The sequence below is a fragment of the Solicola gregarius genome (assembly GCF_025790165.1).
GTDB lineage: Bacteria > Actinomycetota > Actinomycetes > Propionibacteriales > Nocardioidaceae > Solicola > Solicola gregarius.
In genome coordinates this window covers 2,696,772-2,714,758 of the sequence record NZ_CP094970.1, presented here as the reverse complement: position 1 = coordinate 2,714,758, position 17,987 = coordinate 2,696,772, and the positions used below count along the sequence as shown (strand labels likewise).

The window sequence follows — 17,987 nt, the reverse complement described above, 5'->3', positions numbered from 1 at the left end:
GGAGAGAGTGACAGCCGCCGAGGGTGCCGGGCGGCTGCTGGTCGTGGATGACGAGGCCACGGTGCGGGAGCTGTTGTCGGCGACGCTGCGGTTTGCCGGTTTCGAGGTGATCTCCGCTGCGACTGGCGGCGAGGCGGTTGCCGCCGCTGCGGAGGCGCCACCCGATCTGGTGCTCCTCGACGTCATGCTGCCCGATACGGACGGCTTCGAGGTGGTGCGGCGGCTACGCGAGCAGCGTACGGGCGGCACCCGAGGGCCCGTGCCGGTCCTCTTCCTCACCGCGCGCGACGGTCGGGCCGACAAGATCACCGGGCTCTCACTCGGCGCCGACGACTACGTGACGAAGCCGTTCGACCTGGAGGAGCTGATCGCCCGGATCCGCGCCATCCTGCGTCGTACTACCTCGAACGGGAGCGACGTACTGACGGTCGGCCCGCTCGCGCTCGATGCTGACGGGCACCAGGTGACACGGTCCGGCGAGCCCGTACGCGTGTCACCGACCGAGTTCCGGCTGTTGCGGTACCTGATGGAGAACGCCGGAAGGGTGGTGTCGAAGGCGCAGATCCTGGACCGCGTGTGGCAGTACGACTTCGGCGGAGACGCGAGCATCGTCGACACCTACATCTCCTATCTGCGCCGCAAGGTCGACGCCGAGGAGCCCAAGCTCATCCACACGGTGCACGGTGTCGGCTACGTGATGCGGGAGCCCCCACGGTGAGGCGGTTGCTCGGCCGGCTGTCGCTGCGCGCCCGGTTGCTGGTGATGACAGCCGTCCTGCTGCTGGTGGGGCTGAGCCTGATCAGCGCGATCGTCACCAACCGGCTGGAGACGTATCAGGTGGAACAGGTGGACGACCAGTTGGACTCGGTCACGACGATCATCTCCCGCGTACCGGAGGCCACGCCGGACGAGATCGAGTCGTCGGTCGATCGTCCTGAACTCCTCGAGTCCGGGCTCGAGGCGCTCGGCGTCCCGTACCTCGTCTACTTCGATGAGCACGGGAACGTGACGACCGACGTTCACGCGCCGACGCTCGACGCGGAATCGTTGCCGTCGCACGACGAACTGCGCGCAATCGACGACGACGGCGCGGCCGTGGACGTGGCCGCTGCGGACGGCTCCGGCCGATGGCGTGCCGTCGGGCATCCGACGACCGGACGGGACGGGACGGTGGTCGCGGCCACCCCGATGATCGAGGCGGACGCGACCATGGACCGGCTGCGCGCCGCCAGCATGATCGGCGGGGTGGTCGTTCTCATTGTGCTGACCGTGGTCGGCTGGTTCGCGCTCGGTCGCGGGCTGCGGCCGCTACGCCGGATCGAGCGCACTGCCGCGGCGATCGCGGATGGCGACCTCACGGAGCGGGTGCCTGCGCTCGCGCCGCCGAGCACCGAGATCGGGCGCCTCGCCGGGTCGCTCAACACCATGCTCGGCCAGCTCGACCGGGCGTTCACCGACCAAGCCGCGTCGGAGACGCGGATGCGCACCTTCCTCGCCGACGTGAGCCATGAACTTCGTACCCCACTCGTCGGCATCAAGGGCTCGACCGAGCTCTACCGGATGGGCGCGCTGACCGAGCGGGCCGACATCGACGAGGCGATGGACCGGATCGACCGCGAGGCCACCCGGCTCAATGCACTCACCGAGGACCTGCTGCTGCTCGCCCAGCTCGACGAGGCCCCCGAGGGACAGCTCGACCGGGCGCCGATGGACCTTCGTACGCTCGCCAACGACGCCAGGCACGACCTCCACACCCTCGACCCGTCGCGCCCGGTCGAGCTGACCGGGCTGACCGGGCTGAACGGCAGCGGGCAACCGGGTGCCGCGCCGGTCGACGCCGATGAGGCGCGGCTGCGGCAGGTCGTCACGAACTTCGTGGGCAACGCCGCTGCCCACACTCCGCCGGGCACCGCGGTTCGAATCGGTGTCGGTGCGCTCGACGGTCGCGCGGTACTCGAGGTCGCCGACGACGGCCCAGGGATGGCGCCAGAGCAGGCGAGTCGTGCATTCGACCGCTTCTATCGCGCCAACCGCTCCCGGAACCGCTCGGCCGGTGCCAGCGCCGGACTCGGGCTCTCTATCGCGCGCTCCCTCGCCCGAGCCCACGGTGGTGACGTCGAACTCGACACCGCTCTCGGCGCGGGCGCCCGCTTCCGACTGGTGCTGCCACTGCTGCACGAGGACTGAGGGGCGAACGCCACCACAGGGCGGTGAGCCGAGCGCCCCGACGAAGCCCGCCGAGATCAATCGTCCACACCGACAGGTTCGTCGGAACGCTTCGGGCATAAAGTGGAAGTGACCTGCACCACCCCCGCAGGCACCGACCACAACTCAAGGAAGGTTCACTACCGTGACCGACCGGCCAGTATCCGCCGTATTCTCCCGTGGCACCCGGCACGAGCAAGTCGTCTTCTGTCACGACGAGCACTCGGGCCTGAAGGCGATCATCGCCGTCTACTCCACCGCTCTCGGCCCATCGCTCGGTGGCACCCGCTTCTACCCGTACGCCAGCGAGGACGACGCCATCGAGGACGTCCTCAACCTCTCGCAGGGGATGGCCTACAAGGCCGCGCTCGCCGGGCTCGACCTCGGCGGCGGCAAGGCCGTCATCATCGGAGACCCGAAGACCGACAAGACCGAGCCGCTGCTGCGTGCGTACGGACGCTTCGTGCAGTCGCTGGCCGGTCGCTACTACACCGCGTGCGACGTCGGTACGTCCTCCGCCGACATGGACGTGATCGCGCGCGAGTGTTCGTACGTCACGGGACGCACGGTCGAGCACGGTGGCGCCGGTGACTCGTCGGTCCTGACCGCGTTCGGCGTATACCAGGGCATGCGCGCATCGGCGAAGCACCGTTGGGGATCGCCGTCGCTCGAGGGACGTACGGTCGGCGTCGCCGGCGTCGGCAAGGTCGGACACCACCTCGTGAGCCACCTGACCGCGGAGGGCGCGAAGGTGGTCGTCACCGATGTGAGCGCCGACGCCATTACGCGCGTCGTCGGTGAGCATCCCGAGACGACGACCGTCGACGACACCGACGCGCTCGTCCGGATGGATCTCGACGTGTACGCGCCCTGCGCCCTCGGCGGCGCACTCGACGACGCGACGCTCGACGTCCTCAAGGCGCAGATCGTCTGCGGCGCGGCCAACAACCAGCTTGCGCATCCGGGCATCGAGAAGGTCCTCGACGAGCGCGGCATCACGTACGCGCCCGACTACTGCGTCAACTCGGGCGGACTGATCCAGGTCGCCGACGAGCTCGAGGGCTTCTCCTTCGAGCGCGCGAAGTCGCGGTCCGCGAAGATCTACGACACGACGCTCGACGTACTCCGTCGCGCGGACGCGGACAAGGTGCCGCCGTCGATCGCCGCGGACACGCTCGCGGAGCAGCGGATGCGCGACGTCGGCCGACTCCGCTCCGTCTGGCTCCCGTAACCGCACCCCCGGCCCCGTGGGCCGCACAGTTCTGCGCGACCCGCCGGCGTGTCGCCACCAGAACGTGCGGCCCACGGGGCGCTAGCCGATGGAGTACGTCCCCGGGTCACCGTTCTGCGGCCCTCTACCGCTCCAGGTCCAGGCGTACGCGCCGTCATCGCTCTCCCGCCCCGCCTCACCCAGCTCCAGCGGGCGGAACGTGTCGACCATGACGGCCAGCTCGTCGAAGTACTCCGCGCCGAGCGAACCCTCGATCGCGCTCGGCTGCGGACCATGCGCGTACCCACCGGGGTGCAGCGAGATCGACCCGACGTTGATGCCGGTGCCCTTGCGCGCCTCGTAGTCGCCGGCAACGTAGAACATCACCTCGTCGGAGTCGACGTTGGAGTGGTAGTACGGCACCGGGATCGCGAGCGGGTGGTAGTCGACCTTACGCGGGCAGAAGTTGCAGACGACGAAGTTGTAGCCCTCGAAGACCTGGTGGACCGGCGGCGGCTGATGCACCTTGCCGGTGATCGGCATGAAGTCCTCGACGTTGAACGTGTACGGGTAGAGACAGCCGTCCCAGCCCACCACGTCGAACGGATGGGTGGCGTACACCAGCCTGCTGCCGCCGACGCCGTTCGGCATCCCCGACACCCGATGCTTGACCAGCACCTCCACGTCGGTGTCGTCGACGACGACCGGTTCGGTCGGCCCGTGCAGGTCGCGCTCGCAGTACGGCGCGTGCTCGAGGAGCTGCCCGTACCTCGACAGGTACCGCTTCGGCGGCGCGATGTGACTGTTGCCCTCGATCGCGTACGCCCGCAGCGGGCCCGCCGAGTCGTCCGGCACCCACCGGTGCGTCGTCGCCCGCGGGACGATCACGTAGTCGCCCTCGCGTACCGGCAGCACGCCGAACACGGTCTCGACCGTGCCCGCGCCCTTCTCGACGTACACGCACTCGTCACCGATCGCGTTGCGGTAGTACGGCGACGCCGACCCGGCCACGACGTAGCTGATGCGTACGTCGCCGTTGCCGAGCACCAGCCGGCGATCGGTCACCGGGTCGTTCGACTTCCACTCCTGCCCATCGGTGTCGAACAGCGTGTGCAGCTTGAGGTGCCGGGCCTTCAGCGGATGGTTGCTCTGCAGCGACTGATCGGGGAGCTCCCAGACGGTCGAGTCGACCAGCGACGACGGCACTCCCTTGTGGTAAAGCAGGGACGAGTCCGAGGAGAAGCCCTCCTCGCCCATCAGCTCCTCGCGATAGAGGTTGCCCTCGTCGTCGCGAAACTGGGTGTGTCGCTTGTCGGGGACGCGCCCGACCATCCTGTAGAAGGCCATCGATTCTCCATGTTCGTTAATCGGTCACGGGTCGCCGTTTTCCGAATACCCGCTATGCTGCACCCGATGCCAACCGACGCGCAAGGGCTCTGGTGCGGCCTCATCGACGATGCCGCGATGTTCCCACCGGGAAACGCCCCACTCCCGCAAGCAATCACCGCCCACCACGATCACCAGCGCGCGACGTACGCACCGCTCGTCGGCCCGCTGCTGTGCAGCGACCGCAACCTCCGCGAGCTCGGTGAGTCCGTCGCCGAACCGCTGCAGGTCGGCCTGATCGTTACCGGCGGAGCCGGCGCGATCGGTCCGGCGGTTCAGCACGCCTCGAGCAATGAGTACGTCGACGTCGTCGCCGTCGAGATCGCGTTGCGCGACGAGGACGACCTCGCCCGCAACGCGGAGCGAATCGTCCGGATGCTCGAGATCGAGCTACCCGACGGCGCGTACGCGGCCGTCGAGGTTCCACGCACGTACGACCGGCAGCCAACCGGTTCGTGGTGGGAGGCGCTGGACGTGATCGCGGCCGCCGAACACCGGCTCAAGCTGCGTACGGGAGGCGAGCATCCCGACGCGCACCCGTCGGAGCAGGAGCTCGCGAGGTTCATCGACGCGGCGCTCGACCGCGAATGCGCGTTCAAGCTCACCGCGGGCCTGCACCACGCCGTACGCAACACCGACGCCGAGCACGGCTACGAACAGCATGGGTTCTGCAACGTACTGCTGGCGACTCGGGCGCTGTTCGACGGCGCGACCACCGAGGACGCCGAACAGCTCCTCGCCGTCCGAGACGCCGACCAGGTCGCCGCCGAGCTCCGTGGTTGGGACGACTCCGCCGCAACATCCGCGCGTCGCTGGTTCACCTCACTCGGCAGCTGCAGCATCGCCGAGCCCGTCGCCGACCTCACCGAGATGGAGCTGATCGCATGACGACGTGGGTACCGGGGGCTGCCGGCAGCCTGTACGACACCGACAACCTGCCGTACGGCGTCGTCTCGCGCGGCGGCGAAGCGCCCCGCGTCGCGGTACGGATCGGTGAGTACGCCCTCGACGTCGCCCCGGTCGCGGCGCTCGGCGGCGACCCCGGCGACGGCCCGCACCTCGCCGCCGCATGGGACGCGCCGACGCTCAACCCGTTCCTCGCCCTCGGTCGCGACGCGTGGCGGATCGCGCGGGAGTGGCTCATGGAGATCCTCACCGACGACATCCACCGGGCCGGTGTCGAGCCGCATCTGTATCCGCTCGCCGACGTACGCACCCACCTGCCGATCGAGATCGGCGACTACGTCGACTTCTACGCGTCGATCGACCACGCGACCAACCTGGGGCGGTTCTTCCGGCCGGACTCCGAGCCGCTGCTGCCGAACTGGCGGCATCTCCCGATCGGCTACCACGGCCGATCCGGCACCATCGTGGCATCGGACACGACCGTCGTACGCCCGATGGGTCAGCGCAAGCCGCCGGCCGACGACGCACCGACGTTCGGTCCGACACAGCGCCTCGACATCGAGGCGGAGCTCGGGTTCGTCGTCGGTACGCCGAGCGCCCATGGCGAGCGCGTACCGACCGAGGCCTTCGCCGACCACGTCTTCGGCGCGTTCTTGCTGAACGACTGGTCGGCGCGCGATATCCAGGGGTGGGAGGCCCAGCCGCTCGGCCCGTTCCTCGGCAAGTCGTTCGCGACCAGCATCGCGGCGTGGGTCACCCCGCTCGAGGCGCTGGAGGCGGCGCGCGTCGATCTCCCGGTGCAGGATCCGTCCCCGCTCGACTACCTGCGTACGGGTGGGCGCGCCGGGTACGACATCGACGTCACCGTCGCGCTGAACGGCACGACCGTCGCCCGGACACCGTACGCCGCGATGTACTGGTCACCGGCCCAGATGCTCGCGCACCTGACGGTGAACGGCGCATCGGTGCGTACCGGCGACGTGTACGCGTCCGGGACGATCAGCGGCCCCGGACCCGGTCAGCGCGGGTCACTGCTCGAGCTGTCCGGTGGCGGTCGTGAACCGTTCCGGCTCGACGACGGCACCGAGCACACGTTCCTGCAGGACGGCGACGAGGTGGTACTGACCGCCACGGCCCCGGGCGCGACCGGGACCCGAGTCGGTCTCGCGGAGGTACGCGGCCGGATCGGTGCGGCGCGCTGACGCGTCAGCGGCGTGAGGAGTTCTCTTCGCCGTAGTCGACGAAGTCGTCATCCGTTCCGTCGTCACGGGAGACCCCCGACCGCCGACCGTCTTCGCCGTGCAGCTCGCGCTGCAACTTCTCGAAGTCGGTCTCGATCGTCTGGTACTTCAGGTCCCGAGCGACCTTCGTCTGCTTCGCCTTCGCACGGCCGCGCCCCATTGGGTCGACCCCCTCGCACAGAATCTCGTAAGTCGATATGTCGTACGCCAACCGTACCTGCTGCATTCCAGAAACCGCACATCGGCCCGGGTCGTGTTGACGACTGTGAGCCGCGCCTCACCGATAATCGGACGCGAGGGAGACGACACCCTCGCCGCCCTCGGACACCTCGCCACACTGCCACGCGTCGATGCCGCGCTCGGCGAGGACGGCGAGCGAGCGGGCCGCCGCCTCGGGCGTGCCGACGGCGATCATGCCGACGCCCATGTTCAGGGTCTGCTCGAGGTCGGTACGCGCGACCTTGCCGACGCCGCCGACCAGGTCGAAGATCGGCGCTGGTGACCAGGTCGAGCGGTCGATGCTGACCGAGACCGACGCGGGCACCACGCGGGCGACGTTGGCAGCGAGCCCGCCCCCGGTGATATGCGACATCGCGTGCATGCCGGGTACGTCCACGAGCTCAAGGCACGGCCGCGCGTACAGGCGGGTGGGCTCGAGCAGCTCCTCGCCGAGGGTACGGCCGAGCTCGTCGACGTGCCGGTCGAGCTCCCAGCCGGCCTGGTCGAAGAACACGTGGCGCGCGAGCGAGTAACCGTTGGAGTGCAGACCCGAGGACGCCATCGCGATCACCACGTCGCCGGGGCGTACGAGGTGCGCGCCGAGTACCTTCTCGGCCTCGACGACGCCGGTCGTGGAGCCGGCGACGTCGTACTCCTCGGGGCTGAGCAGACCCGGGTGCTCCGCCGTCTCACCGCCGAGCAGCGCGCATCCGGCCTCGGCGCACGCCTGCGCGATGCCCTTCACGATCGACGCGATGCGCTCGGGTACGACCGTGCCGCACGCGATGTAGTCGGTGAGGAACAACGGCTCGGCGCCGCTGACCACGAGGTCGTCGACGAGCATGCCGACCAGGTCGAAGCCGATCGTGTCGTGTACGTCCATCCGCTGGGCGATGACGACCTTGGTGCCGACGCCGTCGGCCGACGCCGCCAGGAGGGGGCGGTCGTACCGCTTGAGCGCGGTGACGTCGAACAGGCCCGCGAACCCGCCGATGCCACCGACGACCTCGGGCCGCCGGGCGCGCTCGACCCATTCGCGCATCAGCGCGACGGCACGATCGCCTGCCTCGATCGAGACTCCGCTGTCGGCATACGTCGTTCCGGGACTCTCGGTCACGATGTCACTGCCTCCACGGGCATCTCGAGAAGGTTCTTCCCCAGGTGCGCCGCGTCGGGCAGCTCGACCGGGTATACGCCGTCGAAACAGGCATGGCACAGCTGGTCCGATGGGACGCCCGTGGCGTCGACCAGCCGGTCGAGTGCGATGTACGCGAGGGTGTCGGCGTCGATCGACTCGGCGATCTCGTCGACCGACGCGCCGTTGGCGATCAGCTCGGCGCGGCTGGCGAAGTCGATCCCGAAGAAGCACGGCCACTTCACGGGTGGGCTCGAGATGCGGACGTGCACCTCTGCGGCGCCGGCCTCCCGCAGCATGCGTACGAGCGCCCGCTGGGTGTTGCCGCGGACGATCGAGTCGTCGACGACGACGAGCCGCTTGCCGGCGATGACCGAGGTGAGCGGGTTGAGCTTGAGCCGGATACCGAGCTGGCGGATGGTCTGGCTCGGCTGGATGAAGGTACGGCCGACGTAGGAGTTCTTCACCAGCCCGTGGCCGAACGGGATGCCGCTCTCCTCGGCGTACCCGATCGCCGCCGGCGTGCCCGACTCGGGCACCGGGATGACGAGATCCGCCTCGACCGGGCGCTCGTGAGCGAGCCGGCGGCCGGTCTCCGCGCGTACTTCGTACAGGCGCTTGTCGGAGATCTGGGTGTCGGGCCGGGCGAGGTAGACGAACTCGAACAGGCAGCCCTTCGGCTCGGGCTGCGCGAAGCGCTGGCTGCGTACGCCGTCTTCGTCGATCGCCACGAACTCGCCGGGCTCGATCTCGCGGATGTAGGAGGCCCCGACGATGTCGAGCGCCGCCGTCTCGCTCGCGACGATCCAGCCGCGCTCGAGCCGGCCGAGTACGAGCGGCCGGAAGCCCTGCGGGTCTCGCGCGGCGTACACGGTGCCTTGGTCCATGAACACCAGCGAGTACGCCCCGCGCAGCCGAGGCAGCACGTCCATCGCGGCTTCCTCGATGGTGCGGTCGGGGAACGACGACAACAGCGCCGATACGACGCCGGTGTCTGACGTCATGATGTCGTGCGTGCGTCCGAACGCGTCGAGCTGACCCGCCTGCTGTGCCCATTCCTCGGCGAGCAGGGCGAGCTCGTGGGTGTTGGTGAGATTGCCGTTGTGCCCGACCGCCACCGATCCGGTCGCGGTCGGGCGGAAGGTCGGCTGCGCGTTCTGCCACACGCTCGCGCCCGTCGTGGAGTAACGACAGTGGCCGATCGCCAGGTGACCGCGGAGGGAGTTCAGGGTGCGCTCGTCGAAGACCTGCGAGACCAGGCCCATCTCCTTGTAGACCAGGATCTGCTCGCCGTTACTGACGGCGATACCGGCCGACTCCTGGCCGCGATGCTGCAGCGCGTACAGCCCGAAGTAGGTGAGTTTGGCGACTTCCTCGCCGGGGGCCCAGACGCCGAAAACTCCGCAGGCGTCTTGGGGGCCGAGATCATTGGGGTCGAGGTCGTGCGTGAGGCGACCGTCTCCGCGTGGCACGTGCCAAGTGTAGGCGACTCGGGCCCATTGCGATGACTCGCGGTGCGCCGAGTTCGCTACTGCGTCGTACCGTCGCTCGAGCCCTCGGTCGAGCCGTCCGTTGTGCCCTCGGTCGAGCCCTCCGGCGCGCCGTCCTGCTCGCCCTCCGTCGTCTCCTGGGTCTCGGTGAGCGTCGGTTCGCTGGTCGGCTCGGTCGGCTCAGTCGTCGGCTCAGTCGTCGGCTCGGTCGTCGGCTCGGTCGTCGGTTCTTCGGTGTCCTCGGTGTCGTCGGTGAGCGTGGGCTCGTCGGTGTTCGTCTGGGTCGGGTCGTCCTGCGTCGGCCCGGTGTTCGTCGGTCCGCCGTCGTCGGTCTGCCCGCCGCCGTCGTCGGTGTTGTCCTGGCCGTCGTTCTGGCCGGTCGTCGGTGAGTCGTCGGGATCGTCGTCGGAGTCACCGGACGGAAGCGCGGCGTAGAGCACTCCGCCGATGATCAGGATCGCGACGACCGCGACGACGACGAGCAGCACAGTGCGTCCTCGCCGACGTCCATCGTCGTCGCGGTGCGCGACCGGCGTCGCCGCGGCCGTGGCTGCTGCGGGAGCGGCGGCCGCCATCGGTGTCGTCAGCGCTCGCGTCTGGTCGGCCGGTGGCAGCGGCGCGGCAACTGCCTGGGTCGCCGTCTCCTCGGGTACGCCGAGCGGGCCGGGCGTACGGCCTTCGGCAAGCGCTCGCAGGGCGTACGACGAGGTTCGCGCGTCCGGGCGGGCGGTCGCCTCGCGGGCCGTCATCGCCGTCAGCACGCGGATCCAGTCGGGGCCGACGTCGGTCGGCATCTCGGGCCCGCGATGCAGCCGCGCCGACATCGTCTCGGTCTGCGTACCGGGGAAGACGCTCTCGCCCGTGAGGCACTCGATGAGGACGAGCCCGAGTGCGTAGATGTCGGTCGGGCGGTCGACACGCTGGCCGAGGACCTGCTCCGGCGACAGGTAGCGGACGGTGCCGACCATGCTGCCCGCGGCGGTGATCCGGGTGGCATCGACGAGCAGCGAGATGCCGAAGTCGGTCAACTTGATCGTGTGCGCGTCGTCGGAGACGAGCATGACGTTCGACGGCTTGATGTCGCGGTGCACTATGCCCGCGTCGTGGACAGCGGCGAGCGCCGCGCACAGCTGCGCTCCGATCTCTCCGACCGCCGGCGGCCTCAGCCGCCCGCGCTTGAGCGCATCGGCGAGCGTCATACCTTCGACGAGCTCCATCACGATGAACGGTGGGGTCGCGTTCGGCTGTACGTCGTAGACCGCGACCAGCCCGGAGTGGTTCAGCTTCGCGCCGATCTGCGCCTCGGAGAACTGTCGCTGCAGGGCGTCCGGCGTCGCCGACGCGCCCGAGATCACCTTGACCGCGACATGCCGGGTCAACAGCTCGTCCTCGGCGCGGTACACGACCGCCATGCCGCCCCGGCCGAGCACACTGCCGAGGCGATACCGCTCGCCGAGGAGGGTGCCCTCGGGCAGGTCTGAGGCCGCGTCCATCCCGGCTCCCTTCACGATTCGTCGCCAGCGTACGTACCCGCCCATGGTTCCACGCCGCCCGCGTGGGCAGTCGAGCCGCATCGACTGGGTCTACGTCCACCCCGGCTGGGGGCTTTGGACCATCGAAGCGCGGTCGCGCCGTTCCTAGCGTGATCACATGACTCTGAAACGAACCCCCATCGCCCTCGCGGCCGCCGCCGCGATCGGGCTCACCGCCGTGCCCGCGACCGCCGCCCAGCCCGACGCCGATCCTTCGGCCGACGGCCGACCCGACCGGGGCAGCCTCGTCTCCGTACGAAAGGTGGCCGATCTGTCCGCGAACGGAGTCGGCCGGTACCTGCGCAAGGCCGGCTGGGACGGGTCCCGCGCCCGATACGGCATCGATGCGTACCGGATGGTCTACCGCACGGTCGGGGTCGACGGCGAGCCGACTCGCGCAAGCGGGCTCGCCGTACTGCCCGACAGCGACCGGCGCCGGCTCCGGGTCGTGTCGTACGCACACGGTACGACGAGCTACCGACCGAACGTGGCGTCCGCGTTCGCCGACGACTTCCTGACCTCCCCTGGTCTGACGTACGCATCCGCCGGGTTCGCGGCGGCGCTACCCGACTACCTCGGCCTCGGCAAGAGTCCGGGGACGCACCCCTGGATGCACGTGCCGTCGGAGACCTCGGCGACCGTCGACATGCTCCGCGCGACCCGCACCCTCGCCCATCGACACGACCGCGAGCTGCGGCGCGGGGCGTACGTCAGCGGGTTCTCGCAGGGCGCGTCCGCGGCGCTCGGCACCGCACGGCGCCTCCAGCGGGCCGACCGGCGCTGGTTCCGTCCGGCAGCCGTTGCACCGATCAGCGGCGCGTACGACATGGCGGGCGTCGAGATCCCCGCGATGCTGCGCGGTCGCCTCGAACCGAAGATGACGGTCGCATACACGGCGTACTTCCTCGTCGCCTGGGACCGGTTGCACAACCTGTACGACAGGCCGTCCGAGGTGTTCGAGCGGCCGTACGCGGGCCGGGTCGCGCGGCTGTTCGACGGCTCGACCCCGGGTCGGCAGATGTTGGCGAAGCTTCCCGACCGCCTCGACGGCCTGCTCACCGAACAGGGGCGGCACCTGTTCGCACATCCCACGCCGCGGCTGCGCCATGCCCTCCGGGTCGCCGACGGAGTGTGCAAGAAGTGGAAGCCCGCACCTCCCGTCCGCCTGTACGTGGCGCGCCGAGATGAGCAGGCGGCGACCGGCAACACGTTCAGCTGCGCCCGTTCGTTCCGCTCGGCCGGCGTGCGTACGCCGATCGACCTCCTCGGCCGGCCGTCGTACGGCGGCTCCCGCCATCTCGGGTCGAATGTCGCCGGCACCGCGGCCGCGGTGAAGTGGTTCCTACGCATGGACCGCCGGACCCGATAGGTCGTCCCGGGCGCCGGCGTACGTACCGCCGGCGCCGGCGGCCTACATGACGACGCTCAGCCCGAGCACCATCAGCAGCGCCACGACCGACGAGAGCGAGACGCTGAACGTGACCGTCTTCAAGGTGCCGCGGGTGGTCAGCCCGAGCAGCGACTGCAGCATCCAGAACGCGTTCGCGGTCACGTGCACGGCGAAGAGCGAGCCGGCGCCGGCGGCAAGCGCGATGAGCACGGGGTCGGTGCCGAGCTGGGAGACCACCGGAGCGAGGATCCCCGCGGCGGTCAACGCGGCGAGTGTGACCGATCCGATCGCCGCATGCAGGATTGCCGCGATGCCCCAGACCACGATCAGCGGTGCGACCGTACTCGCGGTGAACGAGTCCTGGAGTACGTCGCCGAGCCCGCTCGCGTTGACGATCGCCGCGAGCGAGCCACCGACGCCGGTGAGGACGAGGATCTGACCGCTGTTCCGGAACCCGCTGGCCATCGCCTCCTCGAGCCGGGACTGCCCGATGATCCACCCCGCGAGAGACCGCTACCCGCCTGGCGGGTAGCGGTCTTCGTACGTCTCCGACCCCCGGAACCGCACCTTGCGAGGGGGCGTGATGCGTGTCACAGTCATGGCCACCGACCGACCCCGGGAGCTGCCATGCCGGATGCCGCCGTGTATCTCACCGACCGAATCGAACACTGGGCGGCGGCCACGCCGGACGAACCGGCGGTGACGTACGGCGAGCGCACCTGGACCTGGTCGCAGCTCGCCGACCGGGTGGGGCGCGTCTCCGCGGGGCTCGTCGCCGCAGGCGTCGGCGACGGCGACCGGGTCGCGTTCCTCGACAAGAACCACCCGGCGTGCGTCGAAGTGACTCTCGGCGCGTCCGCCATCGGCGCTGCCCACGCGATCATCAACTGGCGGCTTGCCGGAGACGAGCTCGACTACACGATCAACGACTCGGGCGCGCGGATCCTGTTCGTGGGCGTCGAGCTGATGCCGGCGATCGAGCTCATCCGCGAGCGGCTGACGAGCATCGAGCGGATCATCGCCGTCACGCCCGACGGCGGCCCCGACGACGAGTACGAAGGCTGGCTCGGAGAACACGACCCGATCGCCCGCCTCGACGACGTCGACCCCGACGACGTCTGCCTCGTCATGTACAGCTCGGGTACGACCGGCCGCCCCAAGGGCGTCATGCTGACGCATCGCAACCTGATGGCGCATACGCGTAACGCCCACGAGGGTTGGGGTTTCGACACCGGCGACAAGTGCCTGGTCGCGATGCCGTTGTTCCATGTCGGCGGCACGTCGTACATCATGTTCGGGCTGCACGACGGCGTGCACTGCATCATGACGCGCGAGCCGGAGCCGAAGGCCCTCGCGGCGGCGATCATGGCAGGAGCCAATCATGCGTTCCTCGTACCGGCGGTTGCGGCGGGCATCCTCGCGGCGGGTGAGGATGCCATCGCGCTGTTCTCGCGACTGCGGCTGTTCACGTACGGCGCATCGCCGATGCCGCCGCCAGTGCTTCGCGCGGCACAGGCCGCCTGGCCCGACACTAAGTTCCTGCAGGTGTACGGAATGACGGAGATGGCCGGTGTGATCACCCACCTGCTCCCCGAGGCGCATGACGATCCGAGCCACCAGGAGCGATTGCTGTCGGCCGGCACCCTGCTGCCCGGTGCCGAGCTGCGGGTCGTGAACCCGGCGACGCTCCGCGATGTCGCCGCCGGCGAGAGCGGCGAGTTGTGGTTCCGCTCAGAGCAGTGCATGCGGGGATTCCTGAACAGGCCGGACGCGACGGCGGAGGTGATCGTCGAGGACGGCTGGCTCCGCTCGGGCGACATCGGGCGGGTGGACGACGGCGGCTTCGTGTACGTCGAGGATCGCCTGAAGGACATGATCATCACCGGCGGCGAGAACGTCTACTCGCCCGAGGTCGAACGCGTCCTCGCCGAGCACCCGGCGGTTGCCGAGCTCGCCGTCATCGGCGTACCCGACGACAAGTGGGGCGAGACCGTCAAGGCGGTCGTCGCGCTCGTACCGGACGCAACCGTCGCGCCGGACGAGCTGATCGCGTTCTGCCGCGAGCGACTCGCGCACTACAAGTCGCCGTCGTCGGTCGACATCGTCGACGAGCTGCCTCGCAACCCGACCGGCAAGATCCTCAAGCGCGAGCTGCGCAAGGCGTACCCCGCCCCGTGGGCGTGACGTTTGCGCGGCGACACGCCGGCGTTTTGCGCTCGAACGTCACGCCCACGGGGGCTACTCGGCGAGTTTGGCGAGTAGCAGCGTCTCGGCGATGCACACCCGCTCGAACTCGGCGAGGTGCAGTCCTTCGTTGATCCCGTGGGCGCGCGTGTCGGGGTCCTCGACGCCGGTGACCAGGATCGACGCGTCCGGGAACGCCTTGGCGAACTCTGCGATGAACGGGATCGAGCCGCCCATGCCCATGTCGACCGGATCGGTACCGTCCCACGCCTCGCGGAACGCAGCGCGCGCCGCGTCGTACGCCGGCCCGGTTGCGTCGATCTCCGACGCCCCGCCCTGCTCACCTGGTTCGACGTGTACGTGGGCGCCCCAGGGCGCGTGGTCGCGCAGGTGCTGTACGAGCGCGTCCATCGCCGTCTGCGGATTCGTACCCGGCGCGATTCGCATGCTGACCTTCGCCCGCGCGTTCGGGACCAGCGTGTTGGACGCACCCGACGCCTTCGGAGCGTCCAGCCCGGTCACCGCGATCGCCGGCTTGACCCACAGGCGTTCGACAACCGAGCCGGAGCCGAGTTGGTGCACGCCGTCGAGCATCGCGGACTCGGCGCGCAACCGCTCCTCCGGGTACTCGAGATCGGCCGCGGTGCCCGTGTGCAGGCCATCGACCGCGACGTTGCCGTCGTCGTCGTGCAGCGAGGCGAGCAACCGGCACATCGTCGTGAGCGCATCCGGAGCGACGCCTCCCCACAGGCCCGAGTGCACGGCGTGCTCGAAGGGTACGCACCTCGACCTCGAGGTCGACAAGACCGCGCAGCGACGTCGTGAGCGCGGGTACGCCGATGTCCCAGTTGGCGGAGTCGGCGATCACGATCACGTCGGCGGCGAGCGCGTCGCGGTACCGCTCGAGGAACGGTACGAGCGTTGGCGAGCCCGACTCCTCCTCGCCCTCGACGAAGACCGTGACTCCGACGGGAGGGTTTCCCCCGTGCGCCCGGAACGCGGCGAGGTGTGCCGCGATGCCCGCCTTGTCATCGGCCGCGCCGCGTCCGTACAACCGACTGCCACGCTCGGTCGCCTCGAACGGAGGGGAGTCCCAGAGCTCGTGGTCGCCCTCGGGCTGTACGTCGTGGTGCGCGTACAAGAGGACGGTCGGGGCGCCCGGCGGGGCCGGATGATGCGCGATGACCGCGGGTGCGCTGGACCCTTCGGTGACGATCTCGACCTCGGCGAACCCGGCCTCGCGGAGCAGCCGGGCGACGGCCTCCGCGCTGCGGTGCACCTCGTCGTGGCGGTCGGGATCGGCCCACACGGATTCGATCCGGACCAGGTCCTCCAGGTCGGAGCGTACGGCGGGCAGGACATCGGCGACGTTGCGGATGAGCGACTCAGACATGGGACGCAGCCTATGAGTAACACCCGAGCTCGCGCGCAACAGGCGGCCGCCTCGTACGAACGCGCGTCAGGCCAGGGCAGCGACGATCAGCAGGACGACCGGCACCGACAGGATCGTCGTGACGAAGATCGAGTCGCGCGCGAGCAGCTGCGAGCGTCCGTACCTCGTCGCGTGCACGAAGATGTTGTGGGCCGTCGGCAGTGCGGCGACGACGGTCACGGCCATCAGCGCGTTGCCCTCCAGGCCGAGCAGCAACCCACACCCGTACGCGCAGGCCGGCTGCAGCACCAGCTTCAGGACCGTCGCGACCGCCACCTGCTGACTCGGCGCACCGTTGCCCGGACGCGGGCCGAGCCGCAAGGACACCCCGTACGCGATCAGCATCCCGGGCACGGCCATGCCGGCGATCATGTCGATCGGGTCGACAACGGCCGACGGCAGCTGCCAGCCGGTGATCGCGACCAGCAGCCCCAACAGCGAGCCGACGGTGATCGGGTTGCGGAACGGGATAGTGACGACCTTGAACACCGACAGTCGCCGACCCGCGCGGTCTTGGTCGAGGAGCAGGAATGCCACCGGCGACACGATGAGCATCTGGAACAGCATCACGCTCGCCACCGCCGACGCGTCATCGAGCGCGTACACCGCGATCGGGATGCCGAGGTTGCCCGAGTTGACGTACGCCGCGCACAGCGTCGCGATCGTCGCATCGCCACGCGACATGTGCCACACGAGGCGGGCGAACGTGGCGGCGATCACGGCGACGACGACGAAGCTGACCACGGCGACCACGAGCCGCGACGACAGTACGGCGACCGCGTCCACGTCGGAAAGCACGCTGAACAGCAGCGCCGGGCTGGCGACGAAGAAGACGAGCCGAGCGAGCAGCAGCTGGCTCTCCGCACCGATGATGCCGAGATGCGCGACCAGGAATCCCACCCCTATCACGACACCGATGACGCCGAAGCCCTCGAGAACTCCCCCCATCAGACGGGCAGGTACGCCGACAGGTCGGAGCGTTCGCCAGAGGCGACGACGCGGCCGTCTCGCACGGCGGTCACCCAGTCCTCCCGGCCGAGCGCGAGGGCGATCCAGGTCGGCGCGTCCATCTCGACGACGGCGGGCGGCGTACCCCGCGTGTGGCGGGCGCCGGGGATGCACTGCACCGCCGCGTACGGCGGCACGCGTACCTCGACGCTGTGCCCCGGCTCCTTCTCCGCGAGCACGGCGAGGAGGTGCTTCGTCGCGGCGCGCAGATCGGAGCGATCGGCGGTGCCGTTCTCGATGCGTTCGCGGATCGGCTCGAACTCCTCGGGCGCGAGCGGGGTCAGGCGTACGGGCACCCGTCGATCGTACGAAGTCACGACCGACGACTTCCCGCCGAGGTAGCGTTCAGAGTTGCCGCTCGAACCGCATCGGCGCGTACCGGTCGCCGTCGAACTCGCGGATCCCGCGTCGTGTCGCCGATCCTCGACTCACCTCTTGACCTCAATCGCTGTTCAGGTTGTCTGATTGCCACATGACGCCACCGCAGTTGATGAACACGGTCGCTCAGGGTCGCGAGCACGAGGCACGCCGCGGGCTCGCCGACGCAAAACGGACGCGCGAGATCGTACGAAGCCAAAGTGCTTGCCGACGCTGCGACTGGGCATCCGCCACCAGCCGGTTGACCGAGGCACTGCGGCTACCCGTACGC

At 69.7% G+C, this 17,987-nt stretch carries 15 protein-coding genes and 1 pseudogene; 7 read left to right on the top strand and 9 right to left on the bottom strand.

The genetic code is table 11. From position 1 onward, the window contains the following. The first annotated feature begins 7 nt into the window (after positions 1-7). The 3 genes from L0C25_RS13370 (at position 8) to L0C25_RS13360 (ending at position 3,436) form a co-directional block, all read left to right on the top strand. Positions 8-718 carry a response regulator transcription factor gene (locus L0C25_RS13370; protein WP_271632148.1) on the top strand — a complete coding sequence of 237 codons (711 nt, stop codon included), beginning with the start codon at positions 8-10 and terminating at the stop codon, positions 716-718. Next, positions 715-2,187, top strand: coding sequence for a sensor histidine kinase (locus tag L0C25_RS13365; protein WP_271632147.1), 1,473 nt, complete (start codon positions 715-717; stop codon positions 2,185-2,187). The genes L0C25_RS13370 and L0C25_RS13365 overlap by 4 nt, the downstream gene beginning before the upstream one ends. 163 nt (positions 2,188-2,350) lie before the next feature. Continuing rightward, entirely contained in the window at positions 2,351-3,436 is a 1,086-nt protein-coding gene (locus L0C25_RS13360; protein WP_271632146.1) for a Glu/Leu/Phe/Val dehydrogenase dimerization domain-containing protein, read from the top strand. Between the two features lie 81 nt (positions 3,437-3,517). Here the strand turns inward: L0C25_RS13360 and L0C25_RS13355 are convergent, their stop codons facing one another. Further along, positions 3,518-4,762: a homogentisate 1,2-dioxygenase gene (locus L0C25_RS13355; protein WP_271632145.1), complete on the bottom strand. Its 1,245-nt coding sequence runs from the start codon at positions 4,760-4,762 to the stop codon at positions 3,518-3,520. Between the two features lie 66 nt (positions 4,763-4,828). On the opposite strand from L0C25_RS13355, the gene L0C25_RS13350 reads away from it, so the two are divergent. Both L0C25_RS13350 and fahA read left to right on the top strand, forming a co-directional pair. Beyond that, positions 4,829-5,689 (top strand): hypothetical protein, encoded by an 861-nt coding sequence (locus L0C25_RS13350; protein ID WP_271632144.1) that lies wholly within the window; start codon positions 4,829-4,831, stop codon positions 5,687-5,689. Further along, positions 5,686-6,909 (top strand): fumarylacetoacetase, encoded by a 1,224-nt coding sequence (gene fahA / locus L0C25_RS13345; protein WP_271632143.1) that lies wholly within the window; start codon positions 5,686-5,688, stop codon positions 6,907-6,909. Before L0C25_RS13350 ends, fahA begins: the two co-directional genes overlap by 4 nt. 4 nt (positions 6,910-6,913) lie before the next feature. On the opposite strand, the gene L0C25_RS13340 is transcribed toward fahA, so the two are convergent. From L0C25_RS13340 to L0C25_RS13325, 4 genes are all read right to left on the bottom strand, one after another. Next, positions 6,914-7,108 (bottom strand): DUF3073 domain-containing protein, encoded by a 195-nt coding sequence (locus L0C25_RS13340; protein WP_271632142.1) that lies wholly within the window; start codon positions 7,106-7,108, stop codon positions 6,914-6,916. Between the two features lie 117 nt (positions 7,109-7,225). Beyond that, the gene (gene purM / locus L0C25_RS13335; RefSeq protein WP_271632141.1) at positions 7,226-8,284 is read right to left on the bottom strand and encodes a phosphoribosylformylglycinamidine cyclo-ligase; all 1,059 of its coding nucleotides are present in this window, start codon (positions 8,282-8,284) and stop codon (positions 7,226-7,228) included. Then, positions 8,281-9,774 (bottom strand): amidophosphoribosyltransferase, encoded by a 1,494-nt coding sequence (gene purF, locus L0C25_RS13330; RefSeq protein WP_271632140.1) that lies wholly within the window; start codon positions 9,772-9,774, stop codon positions 8,281-8,283. The genes purM and purF overlap by 4 nt, the downstream gene beginning before the upstream one ends. A 56-nt stretch (positions 9,775-9,830) precedes the next feature. Then, on the bottom strand, positions 9,831-11,285 hold the full coding sequence (locus L0C25_RS13325; RefSeq protein WP_271632139.1) for a serine/threonine-protein kinase: 1,455 nt from the start codon (positions 11,283-11,285) through the stop codon (positions 9,831-9,833). Between the two features lie 157 nt (positions 11,286-11,442). Here L0C25_RS13325 and L0C25_RS13320 point away from each other — a divergent pair, with 157 nt between their 5' ends. Then, positions 11,443-12,693 carry an alpha/beta hydrolase family protein gene (locus tag L0C25_RS13320; RefSeq protein ID WP_271632138.1) on the top strand — a complete coding sequence of 417 codons (1,251 nt, stop codon included), beginning with the start codon at positions 11,443-11,445 and terminating at the stop codon, positions 12,691-12,693. Between the two features lie 42 nt (positions 12,694-12,735). On the opposite strand, the gene L0C25_RS13315 is transcribed toward L0C25_RS13320, so the two are convergent. Continuing rightward, positions 12,736-13,206 (bottom strand): GntT/GntP/DsdX family permease, encoded by a 471-nt coding sequence (locus L0C25_RS13315; protein WP_271636829.1) that lies wholly within the window; start codon positions 13,204-13,206, stop codon positions 12,736-12,738. Between the two features lie 135 nt (positions 13,207-13,341). On the opposite strand from L0C25_RS13315, the gene L0C25_RS13310 reads away from it, so the two are divergent. Next, positions 13,342-14,898 carry a long-chain-fatty-acid--CoA ligase gene (locus L0C25_RS13310; RefSeq protein WP_271632137.1) on the top strand — a complete coding sequence of 519 codons (1,557 nt, stop codon included), beginning with the start codon at positions 13,342-13,344 and terminating at the stop codon, positions 14,896-14,898. A gap of 54 nt (positions 14,899-14,952) precedes the next feature. Here the strand turns inward: L0C25_RS13310 and L0C25_RS24230 are convergent. The 3 genes and pseudogenes from L0C25_RS24230 to L0C25_RS13295 form a co-directional block, all read right to left on the bottom strand. After that, positions 14,953-16,291, bottom strand: a pseudogene (locus L0C25_RS24230) (M20/M25/M40 family metallo-hydrolase). Positions 16,292-16,357: 66 nt separating this feature from the next. Further along, the gene (locus L0C25_RS13300) at positions 16,358-17,278 is read right to left on the bottom strand and encodes an AEC family transporter (RefSeq protein WP_271632136.1); all 921 of its coding nucleotides are present in this window, start codon (positions 17,276-17,278) and stop codon (positions 16,358-16,360) included. Next, positions 17,278-17,634, bottom strand: a complete 357-nt coding sequence (locus L0C25_RS13295) for a sterol carrier family protein (RefSeq protein ID WP_271632135.1) — start codon at positions 17,632-17,634, stop codon at positions 17,278-17,280. Before L0C25_RS13295 ends, L0C25_RS13300 begins: the two co-directional genes overlap by 1 nt. Between the last annotated feature and the right edge of the window lie 353 nt (positions 17,635-17,987).

Excerpts from the sequence above, each read along its gene's own strand:
- L0C25_RS13355 (WP_271632145.1), bottom strand. The coding sequence starts at position 4,762 with ATGGCCTTCTACAGGATGGTCGGGCGCGTCCCCGACAAGCGACACACC.
- L0C25_RS13350 (WP_271632144.1), top strand. The coding sequence starts at position 4,829 with ATGCCAACCGACGCGCAAGGGCTCTGGTGCGGCCTCATCGACGATGCC.
- fahA (WP_271632143.1), top strand. The coding sequence starts at position 5,686 with ATGACGACGTGGGTACCGGGGGCTGCCGGCAGCCTGTACGACACCGAC.
- L0C25_RS13340 (WP_271632142.1), bottom strand. The coding sequence starts at position 7,108 with ATGGGGCGCGGCCGTGCGAAGGCGAAGCAGACGAAGGTCGCTCGGGAC.
- L0C25_RS13325 (WP_271632139.1), bottom strand. The coding sequence starts at position 11,285 with ATGGACGCGGCCTCAGACCTGCCCGAGGGCACCCTCCTCGGCGAGCGG.
- L0C25_RS13320 (WP_271632138.1), top strand. The coding sequence starts at position 11,443 with ATGACTCTGAAACGAACCCCCATCGCCCTCGCGGCCGCCGCCGCGATC.
- L0C25_RS13310 (WP_271632137.1), top strand. The coding sequence starts at position 13,342 with ATGCCGGATGCCGCCGTGTATCTCACCGACCGAATCGAACACTGGGCG.
- L0C25_RS13300 (WP_271632136.1), bottom strand. The coding sequence starts at position 17,278 with ATGGGGGGAGTTCTCGAGGGCTTCGGCGTCATCGGTGTCGTGATAGGG.